An 11,226-nucleotide genomic window follows, 5' to 3' on the forward strand; every position below is an offset into this window, starting at 1 on the left:
CGTGAGAGAGCGCCAGGAAACTTAACCTTGTCTTGCATACCTTCTGACTCAACAAATTCTTGGAGAGCCTGGACAAATTCTGGTTTGAGAGTTCCTCCAGCGATGGTAGCCGAAAATTCAATACCACCAGCATGAAGCAAGGAAAGAGCCTCAATTAATATATCTGCTCCTTTGTATGGCATTACCAAACTTGCGTAGGCAATGCGTAAGCGATCGCGCGGTGGTAGTTCGGCTTGATAAAATTCTTCTACAGCCGCACCTGGATAAATAGTCTGAGTGGTATTAACTGGATAGCCATGTTCTTTTAAGCTATCTTGAATCCAATTACTACAGGTAATGTACTGATGCAACTGGCTCTTGGGAGCTAACATTGGGACATAGCCGGGAGTAGCATTCATAACGTAATGAGCAATTGGTATGCCATCCGCAAGCATTTTTTCTAAAAGTTCCAGTCCTAGAAAATCAATGTTACCTGCTAGGCATATATCTGGCTGAAACACTTGTAAGTCTTCAGCTACAATTTGGCGATTTTGGAAAGTCCTAGATGCCACCTCTTCCAAAGAAAACCACTGAGTTCCTTCTTTTGTCCATTCTCCACATAAATGTAAGCTGCGGTGAACAACAAATTCTGGTTCTTTATTTATGTAATTGGTAGTATATTCTTCAGCGTTACTTGTCAGTACAAATACAGTGTGACCACGATGATGTAACAATCTTGCATAGTCAGCGATCGCTCGCTCATATCCCCCAATTACTTGCGGCGGATATAAATTTGTAATGATCAGAATTCTTAGTTTATCCAAAGCAGTAACCTTTAATTATTTCCCTCCAAGATAGTTTGCCCACATTTGTTCGTAAGCTTTCTCCATCTCACCAGTAAATTTCTTACCATTCCACAAGGGTGCTGTTTGTCGAGATGATTTCAGCTTCAAAGCCACCTGCTGGCGTAAAGCTTCATTTTTCCCCAAGCGCACACCCCACTCTACATATTCTTCATCTGTCCAAGCAATGCCTTCTGTCACACCTACATTCATCATCATGGTGTAGCTATTACGAGCGGCAAATTGCTGTCCAACTCTGGTTACTAAGGGGATACCCATCCAGAGTGTTTCTAGGGTTGTTGTAGCTCCGTTGTAGGGAAAAGTATCTAATACAACATCAGCAATAGTTAAATTTGCTCTATGGACAGCCTCAGAGAAATCTTGAGGTAAAAATCGCAGGCGATCGCATTCTACACCCTCTTCTTCTGCTAGCTGCATAAAAAATTTCTGCACAGCTTCAGAGTCTGCTAACCCTTTAATCAAGAAGTAGCTATTGGGAACTTCTTTGATAATTTTCATTTGCAGTCTTGCTGTATCAGGGTGACGCTTAAATCCTCTCTGAGCGCTGAGATAGATGATAGCATCATTAGGAATATCTAAAGAATCCCGGCGTAGAGTAGGTACACCCACCTCAAAACCGTCTACTGCTATATAAGTTTGGGGCAATCTCCAGATTTTTTCTGTATAGTACTCCTGAGCGGATTCTGACAAAACATAAGGATCAGCAATAAAATAATCAACTGCTGGTATTCCCGAAGCATCCCAACCCAACCATGTTACTTGCACAGGTGCGGGTTTTAGCGCCATAATTTCACAAGTTACATCTAGAGTGATGCTATCCAAATCGATTAAAATATCGATCTTATCTTGGTAAATTTTTTCAGCAATATCTTCACTATAAATTCCACCTTTATAAGCTTGAGTGAATTGCTGTACATACCATTCTTGTAGCGGATCGTTTATCTGTTTATAATTTATAAAATAACCATATATGTCAAATTGTTCGCGGTTATGATGCTGAATCAACCACCGCGCCAACCAGCCGACTGAATGCCTAGATAAACAATGCGACAAGTATCCAATTTTTAGTTTGCTATTTCGCCCTTTGGAAGTTCGCTGTTGATATCGCTGTACTTCTTCACTGGCATAGTTTTCTACATTAAGCTGACAAAGACTGGCAATTTGATTTTGAATATATCTATTTTTTTGAATATTATCTTGCAAATATGGAGCAAAATAGTTGGAATTAGATAGATACAGAACCTCAACTGATCGCAAATTTAGAGATTTTTCTTCTAACAGTAACATCATCAGATTTTGCTGCTGTTGGAAAACTTCACAGGCTTCTTCCCAACACGCAGGGCAATCCATTAATCCTCGATGGAGTAAGTGTATTGCAAAAATTTGATCAATTAATGTATTTGATAGCGAATAGCATAATTTTGCTACTTCTATCCCTTTAGAATAATCATTTGCTTTCAGATAAAAAGCAGCCAAATGGCGCAAAATTGCTAGATTTTCAGGTTCGAGACGTAAACCTAGCTCTAGAAGTAACGCCGCAAGTTTCGGTTGCCGCATTGAGTGGGCAATTTTAACTGTAGCTGGAAGCAAAATATTAATGAAAGATTGAGGCTCGTGAACATGAGCTAGACAAGCTTCTGCAAATGCTGGGACTGCGGGATGTAAAGGATCGTAATTGAGAATACTCTCCAACACCTGCAACAATAGCTGAATATGTACAATTGGTTCTGACTGAATTAACTCAATCACTCCTAGAGAAGTTAATTCATCATCAATAAGCGTTTCCTGTTTGATAGCTAGCTCAATCAAATACAACAGATTGTTAACATCTGTGGGATTTATTTCCCGGATATGCTGGCGAATTGCCCAAGCAACTTTATAGTCTCCTAGCGTCTTTCTGCGTTCAGCTTCGGTTTGCAGAATTAGTATCAATTCACTTGTCCACTGCTCAACTTCTTGAACTTCTCCCTCACCCATACCCAGCAGCCAAGTCATCTGTGCTTCTGTCTCTTCCCCCTGCAATAGCAACATTAATCCTAAGTTCCAGTAGTGAGATTTTACTTCCGGTTCTGCTTGTATAGCTTGCTCATAGCAGCTAGCAGCTTGATTGTAATTGCTTTTGATGAAATATTGTTGAGCTTGTTGCTCTAACAAAATGAGAGCAGTATGATGAAGTTGTACAGAAGTCATAGCCAAGGATTTTTAGGAGAGTAGTATTGTATCGAATCTTGCACCTCGCCCGGAACTTTATTTCCTGATGAATAGATCAAGCCCATTCAAATGGACTGAAACTTTTTCAAGTCAGCTAAAGCTGAGTTGAACTATTAACCAGTAAATTAATTTAGTGGTTAATAGTGGGGCTAGTGCAAGATTTTAAATTACTGAAATTTACAGCTAAATCAAAGTGGGTGGCTTAAACCACCCACTTTGATTTAGTGTTCAACTAAAAGAGATACAGCTAACCGTTTTACTTATTTCATCACTTGATAATCAGTACTAGGACAACCAGGTTGCAATGGGGTACCACTACCTGCTGGTGGTAGACTTGTACCAACGCCAACAGCTTTCGTCTCACATAAAATAGCTAAAGTGCTTGCGTCACTACTATCATTTTGTAGTACCGATAAAACCACATTACCTGCATAGGATTTAAGGGCTGGTTTCAAAGATACTCCATTATTAGCAACCTGAGAAGAAACACTAGTATTAATTTCATACTTGTAGTTTTCAGTTTGACTTTTAATACCAATAGCCAACTTATCTATGGTAGATCCGAACGAACTATTTTCCAAGTAATATGCTTGTTGGGCGCGGTTGAGAGACCCAACATACTGTTTAGCTTCTGATTGCTTACCTTTGTTAGCTTGGTTCAAGAAAGAAGGTAGTGCGATCGCAGACAAAATACCGATAATAATAATTACTACTAGTAATTCAATAAGTGTAAAACCTTCGTTTTCCTTCTTTTTGCCGAGGATGTGTTGGAGAAACTTTGCTTTCAATTCGGTTTTCATAAGTGTTTTCCCAGGTGTATGATGTAGTTGTGTGTTCTAGATATAACTTACCCAACTGCGATCGCTTTCCTATCACCTTCAGAAAAAAAGTTTGGGGAAATGCGGTTACACAATCCAAAATCCTTGCATTCAAAAGCCCCTGGTCTACACTAGGGGCTAGATTCTCAACTTCGATTGTGGAAGTGCCTTATTCAAACTCAGGTGGCCACAATTCTGATATTGCCAGTTCCCAACCTGGTAGCAAGTCTGGTAATGTAAGTGTGTCGCCATTCTGCAATACCACTGGAGCTTGGTTTATTCGATAAACCGTTACTGTCAACTTATCAGGGTCAATCAATATGCCGACTGTAGACCCAAGTTGCAAAAATAGCTGAATCTTCTCTTCAAGCGGTTTGATTCTGTCGCTTTTAGATTTAATCTCAACCATCAAGTCTGGAACTAACTCTACAAAGTCGCGCTTGGTCTTCTTCAGTCGGTCAGCCCGAACAAAAGACACGTCAGGGGCACGCAGGTTTCTTTTTTCCAAGTCGTCCTCTTCTATTCTAGGTAATATGAAACCTGCGCTAGAGCCAGTCACTCGCCCTAGCTTGCGCGACATTACCCAAATATTCAAGAAGGTACTCAACCGAGTGCCAATTTCCTCTGACTCGTAATCTGATGGCCCCATAACTATAATTTTCCCTTCTACCAGCTCCATCTGCCATTCTGGATGCTCGGTTTGTAGCTCCTCTAAGTCTGTAATGGTGAAAGACATAATATTACAGAAAATACTCTTATGTATATCATAAGTACCGCACTTTAAGAAAGCTACAATGTATTGTATTGAAAGAAAAACGGCTGCATAGTTTGCCATTAGTAGCATCAATGAAAACAGATGTAATTTTTTATGAACTTATCAAGGAACTACCACAGATATTTTTTGAACTTATTGATAAACCTGATACTAATCCCAATATCTACACATTTATTGCACCTGAAATCAAACAACAATCATTTCGTCTAGACGGCTTATTTGCTACTATTAAGGGATTTGAAAATGAACCCTTATATTTTGTAGAATTGCAAACTTACAAAGATGAAGAATTTTACGAGCGACTTTTTGGAGAAATTTTTGTTTACTTTCGTCAATATAAACCCGCAAACTCAGACTGGTACGCAATTGTTATTTACGACAAACGTATTCATGAAACCCCACCTCACCCCCGCTATCAGGCTTTAGTAGAACAACATCTACGCTGCATTTATCTGAATGAACTTTCTACTAGGGCTGAAGATTCCTTGGGGGTAGGAATTGCCAAACTATTTGTAGAATCGCCTACAAAAGCTACTTCCTTAGCTCAACAGCTAATCACTCAGGCACGAGAAGATTTTCCCGATGAAAATCTTCAAAAGAAAGTGCTAGGATTTATCCAAGCCATTGTATTTTATAAGTTTCCCAATCTTACTTTAGAGGAAATTGAAGCTATGCTGGATTTAGATGCATTCAAAAATACTCGATTGTACGAGAGTATCGTGGAAAAGACAAAGCCGAAAACAGAACTAGAAACAAAATTGAAATTAGTCCCAAAATGTGTTGAGAAAGGTATGAGTATTCAAGAAATAGCAGAATTTTTAGAACTAGATGTTGAAATTATCAAGAAATATCTGCAAGAACAGTCTTAGTGGTTCAGAATAATGTAACTTATGCAACTGGCACATACATATATTAGGAGCAATTGAAACTATGTTTGATTTAGATGAATTTACAATTACTCGATTGTACAAGAACATCTGGGAAAAGAGTAGATTGAAATTAGCCCCAAAACTTAGAGATCGAGGTATGAGTGTTCAAGAAATGGCAGAATTGCTAGAAATAGATATTGAAGTTATCAGGAAATATCTGCGAGAAAACTTTTAGCGGTTAAGAGTATCTTTGACAAGTATTGAGCGCATAGTACCGTAGGCATTTGGCGATCGCTTACCATCTGATGTAGCCAATCGTAAATTATTATGCTATATTAAGCGTAGTCGTTATGAGTTCGTATATTTTCATGGCTAACACAACTGTAGAAAACTTGGTAATTATCGGTTCTGGGCCAGCAGGGTACACAGCTGCTATTTATGCCGGACGCGCTAACCTGAAACCTGTTGTATTTGAGGGTTTCCAAGCCGGGGGATTACCTGGTGGGCAATTAATGACAACGACGGAAGTTGAGAACTTTCCAGGGTTTCCCCAAGGTATTACCGGGCCGGAACTGATGGATCAGATGAAGGCGCAGGCAGAGCGCTGGGGGGCTGAACTATATACTGAAGATGTTATAGCAGTTGACTTGAGTCAACGTCCATTTACAGTGCGATCGCAAGAGAGGGAAATAAAAACCAACAGCATCGTTATTGCTACGGGTGCAACAGCAAAACGTTTAGGTTTACCCAACGAACATGAATTTTGGAGTCGGGGTATTTCCGCTTGTGCGATTTGCGATGGTGCGACACCGATTTTCCACGGTGCAGAATTGGCTGTGATTGGTGCTGGCGACTCGGCGGCGGAAGAGTCAATTTACCTCACTAAGTATGGTTCTAAGGTAAATATGTTGGTACGCACCGATAAAATGCGGGCTTCTAAAGCCATGCAAGACCGTGTTTTGAGTAACCCGAAAATCCAAGTGCATTGGAACACAGAAGCTATGGATATCTTCGGTAACGGTCACATGGAAGGGGTGAAAGTCCGCAATACCAAAACTGGTGAAGAGAGCAAACTGCACGCTAAGGGTTTATTCTACGCTATTGGTCACACTCCCAACACCTCTTTATTCAAGGGGCAACTAGAACTGGATGAGATAGGTTACGTTGTCACCAAGCACGGTACTGTGGAAACCAGTGTAGAAGGCGTTTTTGCTGCTGGCGACGTGCAAGATCATGAGTTTCGGCAAGCAATTACGGCTGCGGGTACTGGCTGTATGGCGGCGATGTTGGCAGAACGTTGGTTGTCATCCACTGGCTTGATTCAAGAATTCCATCAACAGCCAGAAACGGCGGTTAATGAATTAGAACATCAGCCAGCCAAAAAGACTGAAGCCGAGGAAGAAGCTGGATTTAATTTGAATGGGACGCGCCATGAGGGAGGTTATGCCTTACGGAAATTGTTCCATGAAAGCGATCGCTTACTCCTTGTTAAATATGTCTCTCCTGGTTGTGGCCCTTGTCATACCCTGAAGCCGATTTTAAATAAAGTGGTGGATGAATTTGACAGCAAAATTCACTTTGTGGAAATTGACATCGACAAAGACCGAGATATTGCTGAAAATGCTGGTGTGACAGGAACGCCAACGGTTCAATTGTTCAAAAATAAGGAACTGGTGAAGGAAGTCAAAGGTGTGAAGCAAAAGAGCGAATACCGCCAGTTGATTGAAAGTAATCTTTAGGGACTGGGGACTAGGAAATAATTTTTTTAACTGCTAATAACCCAAGTTGCGGGTTATCAACAGGACTTACGCAAAGGCAACGTACTTTCGTCATTGCAAGCGTTGCGTACTCCTTTCCTGCGGAACGCTACGCGAACGGAGAAGCAAGCTACGCGGAGCGTCTCTAAGAGTTGCAATCCCAGTCTTGACTGGGATTGCAACGCTTGACTGCGTTCCGCTCGCAATGACTAATCATCGCTGCGTAAGTCCTGAATTGGTAAAAATTCACTTTGACAGTGATTTTCCAGATTAAATTATCTAGAGTGAACGATAAATTACGCTAGCGATCTAAAATGACACTGTTAATCGGCAAAAAAACAGTAATCAAGTTCAATGTATGGCGCGTCAACGCTCGATTTTTTCATTTTTCCTAGTATTATTGGCCACATTCCTAATTAGTTGTGGCGGCCCTGGTGTTGCGGTAGCACCTCCGACTTATACAGCAACGCAACTTGAAAGAATTCAGGCTTATGTTCCTGAAATTCAGGCTGTGCGCGATCGCTCACAAGAGTTGAAAACCCTGATCCAAAGAGGTGATTGGATCAATGTGCGTAACTTTATACATGGGCCCATCACAGAAGCAAGGCTGAACCTGACTTATGTCACTCCCAACCTTCTGCCCAAAGACCAACCCGCAGCACGTCAGATAACGCGAGATTTGTTTAACGACCTGGTTAAACTTGATAAAGCTACTAGTGCTGGCAATCCTCAAGTTGCCCTAAGTAACTCCCAGGCTGCTTTCGCAGATATTGACAAATTCCTCAATCTGCTTCCTAAGAAAGAAGACAGACGCGATTAATCGCGTCTGTACAAGAGTTAGAGACGCGATTAATCGCGTCTGTACAGGAGTTAGGAATTTTAAATTTTTAACTCCTCACTTCTAACTCCTAACTTCTCATTTAAAGCACAAGTCATGAATGTAGTTATTATCGGTTGTGGTGTGGTTGGGGCTGCGATCGCATACCAACTGAGTCAAGTAAAAGGGCTGAAAATCACAGTTTGCGATCGGCAAGCACCAGCACAAGCTTCCACGGGCGCTGCACTTGGCGTTTTAATGGGCGCAATCAGCCAAAAAATTAAGGGCAAAGCTTGGCAGATGCGACAAACTAGCATCCAACGCTATGAGACTTTGATTCCTGAACTAGAAGCTTTAACAGGTCGCCAAATCCCCTTTAACCGCCAGGGAATTCTCAGTCTTGGTTTGGAAGAGGAGAATTTAGCAGCATGGGAAAAACTTGTAGAAGTTCGCCACTCTCAAGGCTGGCATTTAGAAATATGGGATACGGCTAAACTCAAAAATATCTGTCCTCAAGTTGATCATGAAACAATTACTGGCGCTGTCTATTCTCCCCAAGATCGTCAACTTGATCCAACTGCTCTCACATTAGCTTTAGTTGAGGCTGCCCAGCAAAACGGTGTGACTTTCAAATTCGGTGTGACTGTTTTGGATGCCCAAACCTCACCACCTGAATCTTCTCCCCAATTTTGCGTTCAACTTGAAACTACAGAAGGAACAATAGCGGCTGATTGGTTTGTAATCGCAGCAGGGCTAGGTTCAACACCACTGACGGCAAAATTAAATCAGATAATTGATATCCGCCCCGTACTTGGGCAAGCATTGCAAATGCATGTAGGGCATCCGTTAGGTAATCGAGACTTTCAGCCAGCGATAACGGGTAACGATGTGCATATTGTTCCTGTGGGCGGTGGAGATTATTGGGTGGGTGCAACAGTGGAATTTCCCAACAATGGCGATGAGATACTGCCAAATCAAGAACTGCTGGAATCTGTTAGAAAACAAGCGATCGCATTTTGCCCAGAGTTAGCCACAGCAACCATTCTCCGCACTTGGTCGGGGTTACGTCCCCGTCCTGAAGGTCGTCCAGCCCCAGTTATTGGTAAGTTGCCAGGGTTTAGTAATGTCCTCCTAGCTACCGGACACTATCGCAACGGCGTTTTACTAGCGCCCGCTACAGCTTATGCGATTCGTGAGATGATTATTCATCAGGAAGTGGGGAGATGAGGGGGATGAGGGGGATGAGGGGGATGAGGAAGCAGGGGGAGAAAGAATAACTAATGCCCCATGCCCCATGCCCAATGCCCAATGCCCACTTGCCCTGAGCGAAGCCGAAGGGATGCCCCATGCCCAATTCCCAATGCCCAATATAGGAATATAGCGTGTCAATAACAGAACATAAAATCAATGTAGATTCACTGGAATGGTTTTATCGAGAATCTTCACCAATTGGCAGAACTGACTTAGCGCCTGTGTTGTTGCTACATGGCTTAGTCTCACAAAGTTACAGTTGGCGTAATATTATACCTGCTTTGGCGAATCAGGGTACAAGAGCGATCGCTCCAGATTGGATTGGTTACGGCTTTTCTGCAAAACCAGAAAAACGAGATTTTGCTTACACTCCCGATGCTTTTATCACAGCTTTAGAAGGATTTATCAAAGCGCTAGAACTTGAACATTTTTCTTTAGTTGTCCAAGGTTTTTTAGGTTCTGTAGGACTACAATATGCCTTGCGTCACCCCGAACAAATTGCCAATTTAGCTATTTTAAATACACCAATTTCAACTGCTGCCAAATTACCCTGGAAAATTAAACAGATGGGTTTGCCTTTGGCAGGTGAAGTAATGACCCAAGACCCGCTTTTGGTTGACCGGACGCTAGAAGGTGGAAGCCGTTATCGTATAGGAGATAAAGAATTAGATGTTTATCGGAAACCATTTTTAAAAAGTTCTTCATCTGGGCGGAGTCTCTTATCAAGTATTCGCAATTTACAGCTTGATTCAGCAATGAAAGAAGTCGAATCTGGCTTTAAAGAATGGCAACAGCCAATTCTGATTCAATGGGGTATAATTGACCCTTGGCTACCCGTAGACATTGCCGAAAATTTTGCCAACTCCGTACCAAATACCGAATTAATAAAACTTAATAACGTGGGACATTATCCTCAAGAACACTACCACGAAGCGATTTTAGAAGACCTTTTACCCTTTATGCGTCGTAAAGATGCTCATTGACAATATAGCTCTGGCAAAAATCGATATTATAAAAATGAACCCACAGATAAACACAATTCAAAACTTGTACTGAGCGTAGCCGAAGTATTCAAAATTCAAACATTTTAGACATTTCAGACGGGGATTTAAACCCCGACTGGAACTGGTGCTACATATAATGGTTGGGGTCTTAAACCCTTGAACTTACGATAAAGGATATTTACAATTCTTTGCTTAACTCAAAATTATATATTTGAGCGGAAATTGCATCAAGCATTTTATAGTTTATACTACTAGTGCGTCAAGTTTAAATTGATGGATAAGCAAGTTCGTAGTCAGGACTTTAGTCCTGATGTTCTAAGCACGCTTTGTGCTTACTACAAACCCTCAAAACTAACTTAGACATTGTACTACCTCTGATCAAGATTAACACCTCAGTGTCAATAAAGCTGAAAATAATATCAATAATGCTTAGGTGATTTGTGATGAAAAAAATACCTATGTTGACGAGTTTCGACTTACCTCGGCTCCGGTTCCATGTCCGCAAGTCGAGATGCTCGGCACAAGTGCGAGAGTACAAGTCGGCACGAGTCGCTCAACTCTCGACCACTCAGTTGGTTGAGCGAAGCGATGCACTGAGCGCAGTCGTTGTGTCGAAACCAACGGCTATGGTAAATTTATTACTAGAATTCACCTTACTTATGATCTAAATATGACAGATGTATCTTTTTATAAAGCAAGTACTTAAGTAGCGCTTTAATATTGGGAAACAAACCAAACGAAAAATTTTCATTATTCGCTTATCTACAAATCAAACTTTTTGTCAAGAATAATTTAGATAAACTTACTTTCCGTAATCTTATATCTTTATAGTGTAGTTAAGATTAGTAAATTACTGCAATGTCTTTCATAGTCACGGTAAAC

At 41.2% G+C, this 11,226-nt stretch carries 11 protein-coding genes; 6 read left to right on the forward strand and 5 right to left on the reverse strand.

Annotation, left to right across the window (positions count from 1 at the left end; translation table 11 throughout):
- The 4 genes from LC574_RS08530 to LC574_RS08545 all read right to left on the reverse strand — a co-directional run.
- Positions 1–803: glycosyltransferase (locus tag LC574_RS08530; RefSeq protein WP_229452882.1), on the reverse strand; the 803-nt coding region annotated here is incomplete at its 3' end.
- 15 nt (positions 804–818) lie between these two features.
- Positions 819–3,032 carry an O-linked N-acetylglucosamine transferase, SPINDLY family protein gene (locus tag LC574_RS08535; protein ID WP_229452884.1) on the reverse strand — a complete coding sequence of 738 codons (2,214 nt, stop codon included), beginning with the start codon at positions 3,030–3,032 and terminating at the stop codon, positions 819–821.
- Between the two features lie 281 nt (positions 3,033–3,313).
- Entirely contained in the window at positions 3,314–3,853 is a 540-nt protein-coding gene (locus LC574_RS08540; protein WP_229452886.1) for a type IV pilin-like G/H family protein, read from the reverse strand.
- Between the two features lie 187 nt (positions 3,854–4,040).
- Positions 4,041–4,607, reverse strand: coding sequence for a Uma2 family endonuclease (locus LC574_RS08545; RefSeq protein ID WP_229452888.1), 567 nt, complete (start codon positions 4,605–4,607; stop codon positions 4,041–4,043).
- Between the two features lie 110 nt (positions 4,608–4,717).
- Here LC574_RS08545 and LC574_RS08550 point away from each other — a divergent pair, with 110 nt between their 5' ends.
- The 4 genes from LC574_RS08550 to LC574_RS08565 all read left to right on the forward strand — a co-directional run bounded on the left by LC574_RS08550 (position 4,718) and on the right by LC574_RS08565 (position 9,316).
- Positions 4,718–5,515: an Rpn family recombination-promoting nuclease/putative transposase gene (locus LC574_RS08550; protein WP_229452890.1), complete on the forward strand. Its 798-nt coding sequence runs from the start codon at positions 4,718–4,720 to the stop codon at positions 5,513–5,515.
- A 368-nt stretch (positions 5,516–5,883) separates the two neighbouring features.
- A complete protein-coding gene (gene trxB / locus LC574_RS08555) occupies positions 5,884–7,254 on the forward strand; it encodes a thioredoxin-disulfide reductase (protein ID WP_229452898.1) in 1,371 nt (456 codons plus the stop codon).
- A gap of 376 nt (positions 7,255–7,630) precedes the next feature.
- Positions 7,631–8,092: a photosystem II protein PsbQ gene (gene psbQ / locus LC574_RS08560; protein WP_229452891.1), complete on the forward strand. Its 462-nt coding sequence runs from the start codon at positions 7,631–7,633 to the stop codon at positions 8,090–8,092.
- Between the two features lie 114 nt (positions 8,093–8,206).
- Entirely contained in the window at positions 8,207–9,316 is a 1,110-nt protein-coding gene (locus LC574_RS08565) for an FAD-binding oxidoreductase (protein ID WP_229452893.1), read from the forward strand.
- Here the strand turns inward: LC574_RS08565 and LC574_RS37865 are convergent.
- A complete protein-coding gene (locus LC574_RS37865) occupies positions 9,254–9,385 on the reverse strand; it encodes a hypothetical protein (RefSeq protein WP_267871458.1) in 132 nt (43 codons plus the stop codon). The two genes, LC574_RS08565 and LC574_RS37865, sit on opposite strands and share 63 nt — an antisense overlap.
- A gap of 86 nt (positions 9,386–9,471) precedes the next feature.
- Between LC574_RS37865 and LC574_RS08570 the strand changes: the two genes are divergently transcribed.
- A complete protein-coding gene (locus LC574_RS08570; protein ID WP_229452895.1) occupies positions 9,472–10,323 on the forward strand; it encodes an alpha/beta fold hydrolase in 852 nt (283 codons plus the stop codon).
- A gap of 464 nt (positions 10,324–10,787) precedes the next feature.
- Positions 10,788–11,012, forward strand: coding sequence for a hypothetical protein (locus LC574_RS08575; RefSeq protein WP_229452897.1), 225 nt, complete (start codon positions 10,788–10,790; stop codon positions 11,010–11,012).
- The last annotated feature ends 214 nt before the right edge of the window (positions 11,013–11,226 follow it).

The organism is Nostoc sp. CHAB 5715 (genome assembly GCF_020829685.1).
GTDB lineage: Bacteria > Cyanobacteriota > Cyanobacteriia > Cyanobacteriales > Nostocaceae > Nostoc.

What these genes read in the sequence shown, in the direction of transcription:
- LC574_RS08545 (WP_229452888.1), bottom strand. Translation starts at nt 4,607, where the DNA reads ATGTCTTTCACCATTACAGACTTAGAGGAGCTACAAACCGAGCATCCA.
- LC574_RS08540 (WP_229452886.1), bottom strand. Translation starts at nt 3,853, where the DNA reads ATGAAAACCGAATTGAAAGCAAAGTTTCTCCAACACATCCTCGGCAAA.
- LC574_RS08550 (WP_229452890.1), top strand. Translation starts at nt 4,718, where the DNA reads ATGAAAACAGATGTAATTTTTTATGAACTTATCAAGGAACTACCACAG.
- LC574_RS08565 (WP_229452893.1), top strand. Translation starts at nt 8,207, where the DNA reads ATGAATGTAGTTATTATCGGTTGTGGTGTGGTTGGGGCTGCGATCGCA.
- LC574_RS08535 (WP_229452884.1), bottom strand. Translation starts at nt 3,032, where the DNA reads ATGACTTCTGTACAACTTCATCATACTGCTCTCATTTTGTTAGAGCAA.
- psbQ (WP_229452891.1), top strand. Translation starts at nt 7,631, where the DNA reads ATGGCGCGTCAACGCTCGATTTTTTCATTTTTCCTAGTATTATTGGCC.
- LC574_RS37865 (WP_267871458.1), bottom strand. Translation starts at nt 9,385, where the DNA reads ATGGGGCATGGGGCATTAGTTATTCTTTCTCCCCCTGCTTCCTCATCC.
- trxB (WP_229452898.1), top strand. Translation starts at nt 5,884, where the DNA reads ATGGCTAACACAACTGTAGAAAACTTGGTAATTATCGGTTCTGGGCCA.
- LC574_RS08575 (WP_229452897.1), top strand. Translation starts at nt 10,788, where the DNA reads ATGAAAAAAATACCTATGTTGACGAGTTTCGACTTACCTCGGCTCCGG.